Here is an 18056-nt window from a genome sequence, read left to right as displayed (position 1 = left end):
GGTCTAGGGCATGTTATTTAAACTTTCCATGTCAGGGCTAAAAAGTAAGCTGAAAGATTATATCGTCTTACTTGTTGGTCTTGTCATGTCAATTTCAATTTTTTATATGTTCCAAACGTTAGCACTGAATAAAGCGTTTATTGAATCTAACTCAGTTATTCAATCAATTGGATTCGTATTCCAAGCAGGTTCATTTTTACTAGCTATTATAACGTTCTTCTACATTTTATATGCAAACTCTTTCTTACTATCTCTTCGCCAAAAAGAGTTTGGTATGTACATGATGTTAGGTGCGAAAAAGCATAAAGTTACATTACTTATGTTTATTGAAACAATCGTATTAGGTGCTGCGTCTCTTGTGATTGGAATTGCAGTTGGTGTAGGACTTGCCGGGGGTATTGGGCAATTATTAATGAAGCAGCTTGAATTTGCTGGTGATGGCTATAAAGCATTTTATATCCCATCAATGACTATTACATGTATTTTCTTCTTCGCACTATTTGTATTATCGGCAATTATGAACAGTATTAAGTTATCACGTATTTCTGTACTGCAGCTTGTACATGCAGATGCACAAACAGAGCGTGTGGCAGTAAAAGGAAAAATGACAGGTGTAGTTGCGTTTCTTGCCATTATTTTATTAGGAATTGGCTATGCATCTATGATTTATATGGATAAACTGAAAGAAATGGGAATTATAATTGCATTAATTACAACAACAGTTGGTACTTACATGCTATTTGGATCACTTCTCCCGGTCATTATTAAAAAATTAAAGAGCAATAAAAAACGTAGTGAAAAAGGACTTAACGCTTTTACTTTCGCGCAGTTAAACTTCCGTATTAATAGTTTAACAAAGGTACTTGCAACAGTAGCGATGTTAGTTGCGCTTGGAGCTGGTGCAATTTCGGGTGGTATGGCGTTTAAAAATAACGTTATAAAAATGGTTGATGGTTTAGTAATATACGATTCAGTTGTTCATAATCCTACGGCTGAAGAAAAGAAAATTTTAGATGGTATTACATTTAAAGAGAAAAGTGAATACCGTTACAAAATGGATAATAAATACGTTTATTATGTAAAAGAAGATTTAGAGAAAAATCGTCCTTTCGTAAAAGATATGGCAAATATGAAGTCGATGAAGGATTTAGTGAATACGAAGAAAGTTTCAGAGGAACTACCAGTAGGTGCAGTTTCTAGAGAAATGAATGAAAAAGATGCGAATGCTAAAGAACTTTCAGAAGAATGGAACGAGGCTTTCAGAACAATCCAGCCATTTTACGTATATGAGAATCATGCAATTAAAATTGTAGATCAAAAAATGTACGATACTGTAAATGGTAAAGAAGGAATCGTATTTACAGGAAAAACAGATGATTTTATAGCATATACAAAAGAATGGAAAAAACTTGACGAGTTGCAGCTAGATAAATATAAAAATGTACAAGCTGAAAGATTAAATAGTAAATATCAAGCTTACGACATGTTCTACGGCGTTGCGAGCGGAACAGTGTTTATGGGATTCTTCCTTGGAATTGCTTTCTTAGCAATGATGGCAAGTTGTTTAATGTTTAAAATTCTTTCTGGTGCATCAAAAGATATTACGCGCTATCAAATGCTTCGTAAAATCGGTGTGCGCCGTGAATTACTAACGAAATCAATTTATAAAGAGTTATTCTTAGTATTCTTATTCCCGGCAATTGTGGGTATTGCTCACGTATTAGTTGGTATGAATATTTTTGGATTTATTTTAATCGATCCGTACTTCCGTATTTGGTTACCAATCGTAATTTTCGTAGTCATTTACGCGATTTATTACTTCATTACAGTTCAATTGTATAAAGGAATTGTTCTTCCGAAAGAAGATTAATAAAAAAACCGAGCGAAACTGCTCGGTTTTTTATTATTTTCAGAAAAAACATCTCAATGTTACTTATATACATTCTAAAATGATGTTAAGTAACATAGTATAGTAGTGTGAATTGCCGGTAAATGAAAGGAGGAATATTGTCTATAGAAAGAATTCCCCCCCTCATCCCTTTTCTAACCACAACCTATTTGTAGAGTAGTAAATATCCACATTGAAAATCATCGAAACTTTTAGGCGCATCGTGTGAAAATAATGGATAATACATGGAAATCTCATAGCATGATAAGGTAAAATGGACAACATGATGAGAAAATTACCGTTCATAAGATGAGGAGAATACATGTATGGAAGTTGTAGAAGCGTTAAAAGATATAAGCCAAATTGAGGATATGAAACAATATTTGAAAGAGCATTCCGAGCGAGATTATCTTTTATTTGTTATTGGAATTAACACTGGATTAAAAATTACAGAACTACTGAGCATTAAATTTGAAGATGTATTAAATGAAGATGGAACTGTTAAAGAATTTTATTCTCTTCCTGTGAAAGATGAAAAGTTTAAACAAGATATTTATTTAAATACAAAAGTAAAAGAGGCACTTTTAGCGTACGTACAATCTTTTGATATTCAAAGAGAAAATTACTTATTTCAATCTAATAAAACAACAAATTCAATTTCGCGCCAACAAGCTTATCGTGTTATTCATAGTGCAGCTGAAGCGGTTGGGATACTTGGTAAGATTGGAACGAATTCAATGCGAAAAACATTTGGATTTCATGCATATAAAAGAGGAATAGCAATCGCACTGTTGCAAAAACATTTTCATCACGCGACTCCGTCAGAAACGTTAAAGTATTTAGGGATATCAAAAGATGAAAAGTTTAAAACAGAGATTGATGTAGATTTGTAAAAGGAAAGAGCCGTAACTAAAGAAATTAGGAGGCGGGAATATGAATATTAGAGAGAGTGAACTACCGGGCATTGGATGTAAATTTGAAGTGATAACAAAGGGTAATGAAAAAATGGTTATTGTTATTCATGATGATGGAAGAAGGGAAATGTATCATTTTGATGCGGATCATGATGAGAGTATTTCAAGCATTTCTCTTCGCGATTCTGAAGCAAGACAAATTGCGGCTATATTAGGCGGGATGGTATATAGGCCACAAGCTTTAGACACGATTGAGATGGCTTTTGAAGGATTATCAATTGAATGGTTTAAAGTAGAAAATAACGCACCAGTGGTACAAAAAACAATTGGTAGCTTACACGTTAGAAAAACATATAACGTAACAATCATTGCTATTTTGAAAAAGAATATGAAGAAGTTCTTCAACCCAGGCCCGGATTCTATCATTGATGCTGGTGATATGCTCGTATTATCGGGCGAAAGGCATGAAGTGAAAAGAATCATTAAGGAGTTACTTTCAGCAGGAGGTGATTCATAATCGATGGATACTTTAATCTTTGAAGTTGGAACTGCGTTAGTATTAGTAGCTTTTGCAGCTATCCTCGCTGCAAAGTTAAAGTTTTCGATTATTCCGTTTCTCATTATACTCGGTATGCTAGTGGGGCCTCATGCCCCAGATTTAGGACTTATCGATTTAAGGTTTATTGAAAGCGGAGAAGTTATTTCCTTCCTCGGCCGTGTTGGCGTCATATTCCTCCTATTCTACTTAGGCTTAGAATTCTCAATAAAAAAATTAATTAAATCAGGAAAGTCGATTGCTTTTGGGGGGAGTGTTCATATATCGCTTAATTTCATATTAGGTTTACTTTATGGATATATAATGGGCTTCCCCTTACTAGAAACATTAATTATTGCTGGAATTATTACAATCTCATCGAGTGCAATTGTAGCGAAAGTAATCGTTGATTTAAGAAGAACGGGTAATAAAGAGACAGAACTAATTTTAGGAATCATTATGTTTGATGATATCTTTTTAGCTGTATATTTATCAGTTGTTTCAGGATTAGTACTCGGGGGTGCAACGTCATTTGTAGGTGCTCTTACATCGGTGTTAATCGCAGTAGGATATATGTTACTATTCTTTATAATTGCTAGAAAAGCTACGCCGTTCCTAAATAAAGTATTAGATATTTCGTCAAACGAAATTTTTATTATCGTAATATTCGCTATTTTATTCTTTGTAGCAGGATTTTCAGAAACAATTCATGTTGCGGAAGCGATTGGGGCTTTATTGTTAGGACTCGTCTTTTCAGAAACAGAGCATAGTGATCGAATCGAGCATCTCGTCGTCCCGTTTCGTGATTTCTTTGGAGCTATATTTTTCTTCAGCTTCGGTTTAAGTATAGATCCGTTTTCGCTTGGAGGAGCAGTGTGGTTGGCATTAGGAGCAGTTTTCATTACTCTCATCGGTAATTTTACAGCTGGAATGATTGCAGGGCGTAAAGCCGGGTTATCGCATAAGGCATCTACGAATATCGGTTTAACACTTATATCACGTGGAGAATTCTCCATTATTGTCGCGAATCTCGGAATAGCGGGTGGCTTAATGGCAACGATTAAACCATTCTCAGCTTTATATGTTTTAATATTGGCGTCGTTAGGGCCATTATTAACGAAGGAGTCTGGGAGAATATATTCTCTACTAGACAAAATATTTAAATGGAGTGCTAAAGAAAGTGCAAAACGTAAAAAGGAAGTTGGATAACCTTTCGCGAGGGAACGATTCCATTATTTATAGATTAATATTTTACAAAGACGATTAGAATATATTCTAATCGTCTTTGTGCTATTATCTGAATTTCATCAACTATTAATCAGTTGCCTTCCTATTTAAAAACGACTACAATTTTACTGTTATATATATGAGCGAAAAAAAAGAGAATAGGAGGGGAGACTATGCCAAGGAAAGTATGGCTATTAGTAGCTGGGATGATTATTAATGTCACGGGTGCTTCTTTTTTATGGCCTTTTAATACAATTTACTTACATGATAGTTTAGGGAAATCTTTATCAGTGGCCGGAATGGTATTAATGATCAACTCGCTTACTGGTGTAATCGGAAACTTGCTCGGTGGTGTTTTATTTGATAAATGGGGCGGTTATAAATCAATTTTAGTAGGGATTGTCATTACACTCGTATCGATTTTAGGTCTTGTGTTCTTCCACGGTTGGCCATTATATGTTGTGTGGCTAGCATTAATCGGATTCGGTTCTGGAATGGTGTTTCCATCGATGTATGCGATGGTTGGTACGGTTTGGCCAGAAGGCGGGAGACGAGCGTTCAATGCGATGTATGTTGGACAAAACGTTGGGATTGCGATTGGAACAGCGTGCGGTGGATTAGTTGCGTCTTATCGTTTTGATTATATTTTCTTAGCGAACTTTATTTTATACTTTATTTTCTTCTTAATCGCCTTTATCGGATTTCGTGGTATGGAAGCAAAAAAAGAGCAAGGGGTACAAAAAGAAGCCGAAACGAAAAAAGGTTGGTCACTTACACCTGGCTTCAAAGCGCTTCTAATCGTATGTGTAGCATATGCTTTATGCTGGGTTACATACGTACAGTGGCAAGGGGCAATTGCAACACATATGCAAGAGTTAAATATTAGCCTTCGTCACTACAGTTTATTATGGACGATAAACGGAGCGATGATTGTTTGTGCGCAGCCGCTTGTTAGTATGCTAATTCGCTGGATGAAGCGTTCTTTAAAACAACAAATTATGATTGGAATCGTCATTTTTGCGGCGTCATTTATTGTATTAAGTCAAGCGCAGCAATTTACGATGTTTCTTGTTGCGATGGTGACATTAACGATTGGTGAGTTATTCGTATGGCCGGCAGTTCCGACCATCGCAAATATACTTGCGCCGAAAGATAAGCTAGGATTTTATCAAGGTGTTGTAAATAGCGCAGCGACTGTAGGGAAAATGTTCGGACCGGTCGTTGGCGGAGCGATTGTTGACTTATACAATATGGAAGTATTGTTTATTGCGATCATGGTAATGCTTGTAGTAGCGCTTATAGCAACGAGTATTTATGATAGACGAGTAAAAGTAGAAGAAACAGTTGAAGAAAAAATTGCAGTTTAGTTTGACGGAACATGCAACATGTTTTAGAATATATTTAAATAAATAGTAATAAAATAACCTTTGGAACAAGGGAGATAGCTCGGCTGTCCTAAGACGAATTCGTTAGTTATCAAGAATAACGATTAACCGAGAAGCCCTCGCTTCAAGTAAGCTCTTAAGAGATACTAAGTGGTGGGTAGTTCACATTAACTCATATGTGTAATAACAGTGAGAAGGAGTAGTAGTAATAGAAGCTGGTTTAGAGAGTTGACGGTCGGTGCAAGTCAATCCACGTTTCGTTATGAACTCGCCTTTGAGTTGCAGTTGTGAACATTTAGTAGCAATTGCCGTTAATCCACGTTACGGATCTAAGCGAATGTATATATTACATTAATTTAGGGTGGTACCGCGGGAATCTATAACCTCTCGTCCCTTTCTAGGGATGAGAGGTTTTTTGTATTTTGGGCGGTGAAAATAAATGGAATTTCAAGGAGGGTATCTCATGAGCTTTAATCATCAAGAAATTGAGAAGAAGTGGCAAGGTCATTGGGAAGAGAATAAAACATTCCGTACGCCAGATGAGACGGAAAAACCAAAATTTTATGCATTAGATATGTTCCCATATCCATCAGGTGCAGGCTTACACGTAGGGCATCCAGAAGGATATACAGCGACAGATATTTTATCTCGTATGAAGCGTATGCAAGGGTATAACGTTCTTCATCCAATGGGATGGGATGCATTCGGTCTTCCAGCAGAGCAATATGCACTTGATACTGGAAACAGCCCAGCAGAATTTACAGAGCTTAATATTAATACGTTCCGTAATCAAATTAAAGCATTAGGTTTCTCTTACGATTGGGATCGTGAAGTAAATACAACAGATCCAACCTACTACAAGTGGACACAATGGATCTTCCTAAAACTATTTGAAAAAGGTTTAGCTTACGTTGATGAAGTACCTGTAAACTGGTGCCCAGCACTTGGTACAGTACTTGCGAATGAAGAAATAATTGACGGTAAGAGTGAGCGTGGTGGACATCCAGTTGAGCGTCGTCCGATGAGACAGTGGATGTTAAAAATTACAGCTTACGGAGATCGTCTATTAGAAGATCTAGATGAGCTTGATTGGCCAGAAAGCTTAAAAGATATGCAGCGTAACTGGATTGGTCGTTCTGAAGGTGCAGAAGTACACTTCAACATCGATGGTACAGACGAGAAATTCACAGTTTTCACAACGCGTCCTGATACACTATTTGGTGCAAGCTACTGTGTACTTGCTCCGGAACATGCACTTGTTGCTAACATTACAACAACAGAACAAAAAGAAGCTGTAGAAGCTTACATTAATTCTGTAAAAATGAAGAGTGACCTAGAGCGTACAGAACTTGCGAAAGAGAAAACTGGTGTATTCACTGGTGCTTACGCAGTTAACCCAGTAAATGGTGAGAAATTACCAATCTGGATCGCTGACTATGTTCTTGCAACTTACGGAACAGGTGCTGTAATGGCAGTTCCAGCTCACGATGAGCGTGACTATGAATTCGCATCAGTATTCAATCTTCCAATGAAGGAAGTTGTAAAAGGCGGAGACATTTCGAAAGAAGCGTATACAGGTGATGGTGCGCACGTAAACTCAGCATTCCTTGATGGTTTAAATAAAGAAGAAGCAATTGTAAAAATGATTGAGTGGCTTGAAGTAACAAGCGCAGGAAATCAAAAAGTAACGTACCGTCTACGTGACTGGTTATTTAGCCGCCAACGTTACTGGGGTGAGCCAATTCCAGTAATCCATTGGGAAGATGGCACAATGACAGCTGTGAAAGAAGAAGAATTGCCATTAGTTCTTCCGAAAACAGAAAACATTCGTCCTTCAGGTACAGGTGAATCACCACTTGCAAACATTGAAGAATGGGTAAATGTTGTTGATCCTGAAACTGGTAAAAAAGGTCGTCGTGAAACAAATACAATGCCACAATGGGCTGGTAGCTGCTGGTACTACTTACGCTACATAGATCCAAACAATAGCGAAGCACTTGTAGATCCTGAAAAGGTAAAACAATGGCTTCCAGTTGATATTTATATCGGCGGTGCAGAGCATGCTGTACTTCACTTACTATATGCTCGTTTCTGGCATAAAGTATTATACGATATCGGTGTAGTTCCAACGAAAGAGCCATTCCAACAATTATTCAACCAAGGTATGATCTTAGGTGAAAATAACGAGAAAATGAGTAAATCAAAAGGTAACGTTGTAAATCCTGATGATATTGTAGCAAGCCACGGTGCAGATACACTTCGTCTATACGAAATGTTCATGGGACCATTAGATGCTTCAATCGCTTGGTCTGAAAATGGTCTTGACGGAGCTCGTCGTTTCCTAGACCGTGTATGGCGCCTATTCATTCAAGATAATGGTGAATTAAGTGAGAAAATCACTGATGCACCAAACAAAGAGCTTGAAAAAGCTTACCACCAAACAGTGAAGAAAGTAACAGAAGACTATGCAGAGCTTCGCTTCAACACAGCGATTTCTCAAATGATGGTATTCATCAATGATGCATACAAAGCTGAAACACTTCCGAAAGAATATGTAGAAGGTTTCGTAAAAATGATTGCACCAGTTGCACCTCACATCGGGGAAGAACTATGGAGCAAGCTTGGATACAATGAAACAATCACATATGCAAGCTGGCCAACATTTGATGAGTCTAAACTTGTAGAAGATGAAGTTGAAATTGTTGTTCAAATTATGGGCAAAGTTCGCGCAAAATTAACAATGAGTAAAGACGCATCAAAAGAAGAAATGGAACAACTTGCACTTGAGGAAATCAAAGAACAAATTGAAGGAAAAACAGTTCGTAAAGTAATTGTCGTTCCTGGCAAACTTGTTAACGTTGTTGCAAACTAATCTTAAATAAATAACAGCTCAGAGCGTTTACGCTCTGAGCTTTTTTTGAGACAACGGAAAAAAGAGCGGAATTCATGCAGAGACAAACACCTATTCTTCTATATGAAATATGATAAAAAAGGTAGGCAAAATGAGAAGAAGAGGTGAAAGGAATGAAAGGGATGGACAATAATGCACCGCATGGCTTTATGGTAGGTGAGGAAGATGGTTATGCACAGATGATGCTAATGGGGGGCGCTGGACAGCAAGGATATGGAGAAATCCCAACGTGGATGGGAGGAGCAGGAGGAGGCTTTCCAGGGGGAATGGGAGGATTTCCAACATCAGTAGCTGGAGCACAAACAGGCTTTCCGGGGGGAATGGGAGGGTTTCAAACACCGGTAGCCGGAGCACAAACAGGATTTCCAGGAGGAATGGGAGGATTTCAAACACCGGTAGCCGGAGCACAAACAGGATTTCCAGGAGGAATGGGAGGATTTCCAACATCGGTAGCAGGAGCACAAACAGGCTTCCCAACATTTGTAGGGGGAGCACAGGGCGGAGTTCCTGTAGGTGTGCCAACAACTTTTCCATCTTTCGTTGGAGGCGTACAAACGGGATTTCCTGTACCAGGCGTTGGCGTTGTAGCTGGTGGAGTAGGAGGCTATCAGCAAGGCCATCACGTACATCACGTACATCATGGCCATCATGGTCAGCAAGGTCATCACGTACATCATGGCCATCATGGTCAGCAAGGTCAGCAAGGCCATCACGTACATCATGGCCATCATGGTCAGCAAGGTCATCACGTACATCACGTACATCATGGTCAGCAAGGCCATCACGTACATCACGGCCAACATGCTCAACATGGCCATCAGCAACAAGTACATCACCATGGTCATCATCAAATTCACCCACAAGCCGTTCTATATCAAACACATCAGCAAGGTCATCAAGGCCAACATCACCACCATCAAGGCCAACATCACCACCAAGGACAACATCACCACCAAGGACAACATCACCACCAAGGCCAACATCACCACCAAGGACAACATCACCACCAAGGACAGCATCACCACCAAGGACAGCATCACCACCAAGGACAGCAACATCATCAAGGACAGCATCACCACCAAGGACAGCAACATCATCAAGGACAACACCAGCATCAGCAGTATCAACAACAATAGACTTGGTACGGTGGAGGAGCTGGAACTGCAGCGGGACATTAATGAATTACATGAAAAATTCTCTTGTGCGCAAGGGGATTTTTTATTTTGAGGGAAAGTATATTTCCATTTTGAAATGTGATATGGAGTAGTAAAATACGAAGTTCACGATTTGTGAATGATAGTACAAAAAAACTGCTAAGAATATTCCTAGCAGTTTCTCTTACATTATTTACCTTCTTTTGCTAATGCCTCTTGACGTTGACGTTCAATTTCCGCACGAAGTTGTGGTTCTGGTGCTTCCCAGCCTTCTGGTTTTAAAATTTTGCCATCGCCTTCACGGAAGCGTGGTTTTCCATCAGGGAATAATTTTGCCATGTTGGCGTTGTTTACGATTTCAAATCCTTTATCTGGACGTACGCCCATTTCTGCAAACGTTCCGAATGCAAAGTAAATAAGGTCAATAAGTGCATCGTATTGATCTTCAACAGTTGTTGCTTCTAGAAATTCTTCTAACTCTTCTTGCATAAAGCTAGCACGAATTTTTGCACGCTCTTCTGTTAGTTTTGTTGGAGTACTTGTCACAGGATGTCCGAACTCTTCATGCATTTTTGCAACAAGCTCGTATCCTTTATCTAAACCTTTTTCGTTTGTCATGTTGTTTCATCCTTTCTTACGTTATGCCGAAGTTTATTGTAACATAAGGTAGTTATTTAATAAAAAAACATCTTATGAGAAATAAGATGTTCGCTCGTTATTCTTCTTTCTTAATTAAAATGGATAAAATAAGATCGATGCCAAATATTCCGATGAGTAGCATTGGTATAACGACAAGTAAATAACGTGTGAAAGAAACATTTTTTAAGTATGTATGAGCAAATAAAAAGACGCCGAGAAATAAAATACCATTTAAAATAGGCTTTACTAATTTTTTAGACATAAGCTCCCCCGTAAATATCCCTTTTCTCTATTTAAAAATAAAAACTCCCCTCTCCGTTGTACCATGTCAGAGAGGGGAGTTCAATCATTAACTTATTCAATTACACCAGAATTTGTAATGTTAACTGTGTATTTTATTGTAATGGGAACATCTTTGTACATTTTTCTCCACTCTTCTAATTTGAATGGGCGATAATGTTCTTTATACCTTGCACCAAGGCCAAGTGGATCCACATTTAACGATTTAAACTGTTTAATTAATTTGTTAGCTGTTGCATCTAATTGCTTTTCAACTGATTTTTCTATTTTTTTTGTGTTCTTTTTATTATCCAAGTTGAACTGTTTAGATATTTCTTGAATACGCGCTTCTAGTTTGACGTGTATAAAAAATGATGGTTTTCCGTCTTTAATATTTACTTGGTAAGTAGGGACAGAGCGAATATTATTAATGATTGTGTATCCGGAGTTTGCTTTAAATTCATGTGAATCTAATCGGTGTTTTTCCAATAAGCCTTTAAAGACAAACATATCATGATAACTAATTTTACCAATATATTTATCTCCTTTTAAAAGGCCGATGCCAGTAATTTTTATTTTATCTTTATCTTTTTTGAGAATTGGTAAATAGGAATCTTGGCCTTTACGATAATATCGATAGGCTCCTAAATGTAGATTGTCAGTAGGTAAAGGACCCGTTTTCATATTATGGTCTAACATTTTCTTTATATAAATGGCAACGTTAGATGATGTTGTATATTTACCTTTTAGTAAGTCTAGCCCTGTTCCCTCTAATAAACCGACATACATAGAGTTCCCGATATTCACATCACGAATTAACGTGTCAAAGGAAGTTGATAACCCTTTTTTTGCGATTTTTGTAGTAAATAAAGCAAAACGCATTTGTCCACTTGCAAACGGTTGAGCGGATTCTAAAGAAGTATCCGCCTTTACTTGTTTTACTGCGTTTCCTACTCCTTCAAAAACTTGAACTTTATTACCTTTTTTCTGTATAGGACAAACGAATGTGACTTTTACTTTATTATCTTTTGCTGTATCAAAAACAGTCCCTTGAATTAGGTTGACATCATCGATAATATTTTTTTGTAAGCAACCAGTTAGACTGAAGATGCTAATACAAGAAAGAAGAATTAATTTTCTTTTGATTTTTTCCATTTTCTTTTCACCCACACAATAATAAATAAGATTGGGATGTATATGTATATAAGCCAAAAACTAACCCTTGATGCATTACTAATAAAGTCATTAATATCATGTCTGTTCGTTAAAAGCTGTGAAACAACAAGGGTAATAAGCATAAAAGCGATTAAAACACCTCTTTGTTTTACACGAAATATTTCGTGTGTTCCTCTTGTCGCAGCCCATAAAGGAAGGATAGAGCTTGTAACAATAACGAGAGCGTAAGCTGAGATTGCAATGTACTCTAGCCTTTCTATGAAAGGAAGTTGGATTACTTGGGTCATGGAAAGTTGTGACCATATTGTTTTTGATAATTGTTTTTCACTAAAAAACGAAAAGGCTAAAAGTGTACTAAATAAATATAGAAGGTTTGAAAATAGTGCTCCGTATTGAGCGAATTTATGAGACTGCTTAGGATTTTTCACAAATGGATAAATCATAAGATAAATCTCAAACCCTGTCATACTGTAGATTGACAGCTGGGCGGCTTTTAAAATATCTGAAAAAGAATGTGTGAAAATAGGTAGTAAATTAGGCCAATGTGAGTATTTCAAAACGAATAGGCTAAGAAATAAATATCCCAATGTACCACCAATAGAGATGACGCAAATACCAGTAATTACACGAAATCCAGAAGAAATAATGTAATAGCTAACTAAGCATAAAAAGAGTGTTAACATCCAAGTTGAAGCGGTAGGAAACATCCACACTTGAATAATTTCAACGTATGTTCGAATGACAGAAATGCTGACGGTTAAAAAATAGGCTATAAAGATGAGATTAATGCCGTTTCCTAGCCATTTTCCAAACGTTTGTCGCTGTAAATCAATTAAATTTCCGTTTGTTTCTTTTAACAAGAAATACATCATCCATAGGAGAATATGAATGATGATTCCTGTGATGAGAACTCCTATCCAACCGTCATATCCAGCAGCCTTAGCAATAATACGGGCAAACCCAAGGACGCCGGCACCGAATTGTGCACCGTGAATTAAAAAGAAAACGAAGACGGGTGATATTTGGTGTTCTGCTTTAATTTTACTCATCGATGCACCTCATTTCTTAATCATCAAAATCTGACGTATGTTTCGTAGAAATTCCATTAGTTGCTTTCTTTACGTGTTGCGGTCTTGCTTGAACATCTCGTGTATCAATCATTGTTAATGGAAAACGAATCCAAGAGTCTTTAAAGGATTGTTGTCTCGTTGGATAAAAGAGAGCGTACGGCTTACGTAAAGAAGTAAGTCTAAACAAATGGGTAAATAAAAAGAGAAATCCAAGAGATATACCGAAGAGTCCACCTATTTCTGCAAATGCGAGAAATGGAAAACGTAGTAGTCGAACGGCATTCCCCATTTTATAAATTGGTGTAATGAAGGAAGCGAGTGCTGATAAGGCAACGATAATTAATAAAATGTTACTCGTTAAACCAGCTTGCACGGACGCTTGCCCAATTACGATACCGCCTACAATACCGAGTGTTTGTCCGACCTTCATAGGTAATCGCGCGCCAGCTTCTCTTAATAAATCAATTGCAAGTTCCAAGAAAAGTGCTTCTATTAAAGGGGGAAATGGTACTTGAGCCCTTGATAAAATCAATGTTTCAAGTAAGTCACTCGGAACTAATTCATAATGATAATTCAAAACTGCAACGTATAATGGAGTTGCACAAATTGAGAATAGAACAGCGATTAACCGTAAAATCCTTGAGAATGTAGCGTATAACCAGGAAACGTTATAGTCTTCTGGTGAAATGAAAAAGTCGAAATAGGATACAGGTGTTAATAGGACACTTGGAGAACCATCAACAAAAATAGCAATTTTCCCATCAATAAGTGCTTTTGTAACCCTATCAGTGCGTTCTGTATTGATATAGAGAGGGAAAATTGATTTTTCACCCATTAATTCTTGTATATAAGCACTATCGTTAATTTGATCGTATTCGAGAGCACGTAATGATTCTTCTAGAAACTCTACATTATCTTTTTCTGCAAGGTTGTCTAAATACATCATCACAACCTTTGTTTTTGAAAACTCTCCAACAATCATCTCTTTTGTTTGTAACTCTAAAACAGGAAGGCGTTTTCGTACTAAATTAATATTCGTATCAATAGCTTCTACGAAACCTTCCTGAGGACCAATAACTGTTGATTCATTTAATGGAGGACTGGGCGCCCGGTAAGTATCAATTGCAATGTTTGCAAGCATACATTTTTGATCTTGCTGGTTCAATTGAATAATTGCATGTCCCTTTAAAACCATATCCTCAATTTTTTGTAAGTCGCTCGTAATTGTAATGCCGCTTATCGGAATATGTTCTTTTAATTCTTCGAGTGAAGCGCAAGGTCGTTCTAAAAGAGTAGGCATTAAATACTTTTGTAATTTCTCCCCGTCAAGTGAAGGGCGATAGTAAGAGATCCAATAAGGCATCGTTTCATTGTCAGATGTATGATAATTAACAAAATCACTAGACTCTTTTAGTTTCGTTATTAAGTCTTGTAGAGAATGAATGTGGTCCCTTTTTGGTTTACTAAAGTCATAAATGCTGTTACTTCCAGAACTTTGCTGTTTGTTTTGAGAATTATCCTCTTGTTTAGAGCTTTGCTGTTTGTTTTGAGAAGAATCACCTTGTTTAGAACTTTGCTGTTTGTTTTGAGAATTATCCTCTTGTTTAGAACTTTGCTGTTTGTTTTGAGAATTATCCTCTTGTTTAGAACTTTGCTGTTTGTCTTGAGAAGAATCACCTTGTTTAGAACTTTGCTGTTTGTTTTGAGAATTATCCTCTTGTTTAGAGCTTTGCTGTTTGTTTTGAGAAGAATCACCTTGTTTAGAACTTTGCTGTTTGTTTTGAGAATTATCCTCTTGTTTAGAACTTTGCTGCTTGTCTTGAGAAGAATCATCTTGCTTAGAATCTTGTTGCTTGTTTTGAGAAGAATCATCTTGCTTAGAATTTTGTTGTTTGTTTTGAGAAGAATCACCTTGTTTAGAATTTTGTTGCTTGTTTTGAGAAGAATCATCTTGCTTAGAATTTTGCTGCTTGTCTTGAGAAGAATCATCTTGCTTAGAAGGTTCCTCAGTTTGTTCCATATTTTTTTGCTGGTTATTCTTATCTTTGCTCTGTTTCATGCTTCTAGTTTGCTTTGTGTTATTGGTCTCTTGATCGTTAGGCTGTTGTTCCGATTCATTTGTCTCTTTTGCTTCTGCTGTATTTGAGTTTTTTTTCTTACGTAACCAATTCCAAATCATATGTATGCCCTCTTTGATTGTGTAATATAGTGCTATTTTGTGGCTAATTTTGTATATTATTCATTTATTTATGAAAAGAAGAAGGAGAATGGTTTGCATAGAAAAAATCCTTTAGTAAGCAGTTCATAATATGACGGGAAGAAGGCGAGTCTGTGCAAATTGTAAAAAAGGAGAATTTTGTTTTAAAAGAGTTTGTGTTTGAAAATGGTAGGGAGATTCCTGTTCAAATGGGGTATGAGACGTATGGTGTTTTAAATAGAGAAAAATCAAATGCGATTTTGGTTTGTCACTATTTTAGTGCAACAAGTCATGCGGCAGGAAAATATACAGAGCATGATGAGGAAGCTGGTTGGTGGGATGGATTAATTGGACCTGGGAAAGCAATTGATACAAATAAATATTTCGTTATATGCACTGATAACCTTTGTAATGTACAGGTGAAGAACCCCGACGTGATTACAACGGGACCGAAATCGATAAATCCGATGACTGGTTTTGAGTATGTGATGGATTTTCCAGTTTTCACATTTTTAGATGTAGCACGTATGCAATATGAGTTAATAAAAGATATGGGGATTGCTAGATTGCATGCTGTAATGGGGCCATCAGCAGGAGGGATGATTGCGCAGCAATGGGCTGTCCACTATCCGCATATGGTAGAACGAATGATTGGAGTCATTACGAATCCGCAAAACCCAATTATAACGTCGGGCAATGTAGCGCAAAATGCGATTGAAGCAATTCAGCTTGATCCAAACTGGAAAGGTGGAAAATACGGAGAGGAGCAGCCAACGAAGGGACTTCATTTAGCAAATAAAATGATGTTTATGAACGCGTTCGATGAACATTTTTATGAAATGGCATTCCCGCGGAACAGTATAGAAATGGCACCTTATCAGGAATTTTCTGCATTAACATCATTTGAGAAAGAGATAAATAAAGTGACATGCAAAAGTATAGATTTAGTAGATGCAAATTCATGGATGTACACTGCGAAAGCAGTCTTATTGCATGATATTGCGCATGGATTTTCTTCTTTAGAAGAGGCTCTTTCTAAGATAGAAGCGAATGTACTTATGATTCCGTGCAAACAAGATTTACTTCAGCCGCCTCGTTACAATTATAAAATGGTAGACATTTTGCAAAAACAAGGAAAGTATGCGGAAGTGTATGAGATAGAAAGTATAAATGGACATATGGCTGGAGCGTTAGATATTCATTTGTTTGAAAAGAAAGTTTACGAGTTTTTAAATCGGAAGGTATCTAGTTTTGTGTAGGAAATAGATGATGTGGAAAAGGTGCATTGTTTGGAATAGGCACCTTTTTTACATGATTTGCAGACGGAAAATATATGTAGCGATTGATAAACCGAAGAAAGCTATACTAAGTAATAGAAATAAGAATGACATTTCTTGTGGCGATTTTATCTTTTTATTATTTTTCATACTAAGAGCAATAATTGCAGCGATTAAGAAAATGATGCCCGTAATGAAAAGAAAAAGTGTCATTTTAACTGGCTCCTTTCATAAAACAAGTATATTGAGGATACAATGCGCTAGTTATGTTTGTAAAGAATAAGTTTTGCGGGGAAATTGAGAAATAAATGTTCCATTCTTTGCGTTCTTTCTTTCGCATGCTAAAATTGATTAGAAATAGTTGTTTGAAGAAGAAATTAAAGGTTTTATTGTATATAAGGAGGAACGACATATGACAGAAGTTAACACAATTACTACAGAAGAAGTGCAAGAGCGTTTAGAAAATGGAGAAACGTTATTTTTAGTAGACGTAAGGGAAGATGAAGAAGTAGCGGCAGGGAAAATTCCGGAAGCTGTACATATTAAAATGGGCGATATTCCAAATAAAGTAGATTTCTTTGAGAAAGAGAATGAATATATCTTTATTTGCCGTTCGGGAATGCGTAGTGAAAATGTATGCCATTATTTAAATGAGCAAGGATTTAAAACGGTGAACATGGTTGGCGGTATGCTTCAATATGAAGGCGAAACTAAATAAGTAGCTGTAAAAACTTGAAACGTGTTTGTTTCAAGTTTTTTTCTTTTGCATACAGTGTATAAAAGGGGGATAGGTAAATGGGGATTAACATGCGTAAAGTAAAAATTATAAATAATACAGGAGCTGTTAATGTTGGTGACTGTTATGATATCTCACCTTTAGCTGTAGCGAAAATATATGCGGGTGCTGGAGGGTCAAGTGCGGCTATTTTTTTAAATGGGAAGCGGCAGCCAGAAGCGGTGATTAGAACATCAGTATTTTTACCGCCATTAGCGACGAGTACACGTACATTAGGTGGATAAAGGAAAGGTAGAGTGTAAGTATGCCTGCGCATATAAAAGAGTTTATTATTGTTAATAATACGGGGAATATATTTACCGGTGATAATTTGCGTGATACATCGTTTACTGCTTCGAAATCGTATAGTGGTTCAACAGGTTGCACTTGGATTGATGTTGTTACAGTAATAGGAACGGAGACGAAGCTTTGTTTACAGCCGGGAGATTCTGTGACGACAACATATACACGAGGTACTCCTGCTAGTAATCTAACAGGAACAAATACGGGTCAAGGTGCAAATGTATCAAGTATAGTACAAAGTGTTCCTAATACAGATAATATGGATTCAACAACTGGACTCCCCTAAGAAATTAGGGGAGTTTTTATTTAAAAGAAGTATTGGAAAC

At 36.9% G+C, this 18056-nt stretch carries 17 protein-coding genes and 1 other annotated feature; of the genes, 11 read left to right on the top strand and 6 right to left on the bottom strand.

Features of this window, described 5'->3' with window-relative positions; all coding sequences use genetic code 11:
• The first annotated feature begins 10 nt into the window (after positions 1-10).
• The 7 genes from FT637_RS05755 to FT637_RS05725 all read left to right on the top strand — a co-directional run bounded on the left by FT637_RS05755 (position 11) and on the right by FT637_RS05725 (position 9996).
• Positions 11-1870 carry an FtsX-like permease family protein gene (locus tag FT637_RS05755; protein WP_193645467.1) on the top strand — a complete coding sequence of 620 codons (1860 nt, stop codon included), beginning with the start codon at positions 11-13 and terminating at the stop codon, positions 1868-1870.
• A 344-nt stretch (positions 1871-2214) separates the two neighbouring features.
• Positions 2215-2781, top strand: a complete 567-nt coding sequence (locus tag FT637_RS05750; RefSeq protein WP_193645466.1) for a tyrosine-type recombinase/integrase — start codon at positions 2215-2217, stop codon at positions 2779-2781.
• Positions 2782-2821: 40 nt separating this feature from the next.
• Positions 2822-3319, top strand: a complete 498-nt coding sequence (locus FT637_RS05745) for a cation:proton antiporter regulatory subunit (RefSeq protein WP_193645465.1) — start codon at positions 2822-2824, stop codon at positions 3317-3319.
• 3 nt (positions 3320-3322) lie between these two features.
• Positions 3323-4546 (top strand): cation:proton antiporter, encoded by a 1224-nt coding sequence (locus FT637_RS05740; RefSeq protein WP_193645464.1) that lies wholly within the window; start codon positions 3323-3325, stop codon positions 4544-4546.
• 191 nt (positions 4547-4737) lie between these two features.
• Positions 4738-5931, top strand: a complete 1194-nt coding sequence (locus FT637_RS05735) for an MDR family MFS transporter (RefSeq protein WP_193645463.1) — start codon at positions 4738-4740, stop codon at positions 5929-5931.
• A 198-nt stretch (positions 5932-6129) separates the two neighbouring features.
• Positions 6130-6347 (top strand) — a binding site (T-box leader).
• 65 nt (positions 6348-6412) lie between these two features.
• Positions 6413-8821, top strand: a complete 2409-nt coding sequence (gene leuS, locus FT637_RS05730) for a leucine--tRNA ligase (RefSeq protein WP_193645462.1) — start codon at positions 6413-6415, stop codon at positions 8819-8821.
• Between the two features lie 152 nt (positions 8822-8973).
• Positions 8974-9996 carry a VrrB protein gene (locus tag FT637_RS05725; RefSeq protein ID WP_227493671.1) on the top strand — a complete coding sequence of 341 codons (1023 nt, stop codon included), beginning with the start codon at positions 8974-8976 and terminating at the stop codon, positions 9994-9996.
• A gap of 207 nt (positions 9997-10203) precedes the next feature.
• Here FT637_RS05725 and FT637_RS05720 read toward each other — a convergent pair whose 3' ends face one another.
• The 5 genes from FT637_RS05720 to FT637_RS05700 all read right to left on the bottom strand — a co-directional run bounded on the left by FT637_RS05720 (position 10204) and on the right by FT637_RS05700 (position 15357).
• The gene (locus tag FT637_RS05720) at positions 10204-10632 is read right to left on the bottom strand and encodes an HAD family hydrolase (protein ID WP_193645461.1); all 429 of its coding nucleotides are present in this window, start codon (positions 10630-10632) and stop codon (positions 10204-10206) included.
• Positions 10633-10729: 97 nt separating this feature from the next.
• Positions 10730-10915: a hypothetical protein gene (locus tag FT637_RS05715; RefSeq protein ID WP_193645460.1), complete on the bottom strand. Its 186-nt coding sequence runs from the start codon at positions 10913-10915 to the stop codon at positions 10730-10732.
• A 92-nt stretch (positions 10916-11007) separates the two neighbouring features.
• Positions 11008-12087: a Ger(x)C family spore germination protein gene (locus FT637_RS05710; protein WP_193645459.1), complete on the bottom strand. Its 1080-nt coding sequence runs from the start codon at positions 12085-12087 to the stop codon at positions 11008-11010.
• The gene (locus FT637_RS05705) at positions 12063-13157 is read right to left on the bottom strand and encodes a spore germination protein (RefSeq protein WP_193645458.1); all 1095 of its coding nucleotides are present in this window, start codon (positions 13155-13157) and stop codon (positions 12063-12065) included. Before FT637_RS05705 ends, FT637_RS05710 begins: the two co-directional genes overlap by 25 nt.
• A 16-nt stretch (positions 13158-13173) precedes the next feature.
• Complete coding sequence (locus FT637_RS05700; RefSeq protein WP_193645457.1) at positions 13174-15357, bottom strand: spore germination protein; 2184 nt, start codon at positions 15355-15357, stop codon at positions 13174-13176.
• Positions 15358-15509: 152 nt separating this feature from the next.
• Here FT637_RS05700 and FT637_RS05695 point away from each other — a divergent pair, with 152 nt between their 5' ends.
• Positions 15510-16634 carry an alpha/beta fold hydrolase gene (locus FT637_RS05695; RefSeq protein ID WP_193645456.1) on the top strand — a complete coding sequence of 375 codons (1125 nt, stop codon included), beginning with the start codon at positions 15510-15512 and terminating at the stop codon, positions 16632-16634.
• A 48-nt stretch (positions 16635-16682) separates the two neighbouring features.
• Here FT637_RS05695 and FT637_RS05690 read toward each other — a convergent pair whose 3' ends face one another.
• Complete coding sequence (locus FT637_RS05690) at positions 16683-16865, bottom strand: hypothetical protein (RefSeq protein ID WP_016106395.1); 183 nt, start codon at positions 16863-16865, stop codon at positions 16683-16685.
• Positions 16866-17064: 199 nt separating this feature from the next.
• Between FT637_RS05690 and FT637_RS05685 the strand changes: the two genes are divergently transcribed.
• The 3 genes from FT637_RS05685 to FT637_RS05675 all read left to right on the top strand — a co-directional run bounded on the left by FT637_RS05685 (position 17065) and on the right by FT637_RS05675 (position 18016).
• Positions 17065-17370, top strand: coding sequence for a rhodanese-like domain-containing protein (locus FT637_RS05685; RefSeq protein WP_002123173.1), 306 nt, complete (start codon positions 17065-17067; stop codon positions 17368-17370).
• 77 nt (positions 17371-17447) lie between these two features.
• Positions 17448-17672 (top strand): spore germination protein, encoded by a 225-nt coding sequence (locus FT637_RS05680; RefSeq protein ID WP_193645455.1) that lies wholly within the window; start codon positions 17448-17450, stop codon positions 17670-17672.
• Between the two features lie 20 nt (positions 17673-17692).
• Positions 17693-18016 carry a hypothetical protein gene (locus FT637_RS05675; RefSeq protein WP_193645454.1) on the top strand — a complete coding sequence of 108 codons (324 nt, stop codon included), beginning with the start codon at positions 17693-17695 and terminating at the stop codon, positions 18014-18016.
• Positions 18017-18056 lie beyond the last annotated feature (40 nt).

The sequence above is a fragment of the Bacillus cereus genome (assembly GCF_015071065.1).
Lineage (GTDB): Bacteria > Bacillota > Bacilli > Bacillales > Bacillaceae_G > Bacillus_A > Bacillus_A cereus_BA.
Note: the sequence above shows the minus strand (reverse complement) of the source record. Positions and strands in the feature narration are given on the sequence as shown.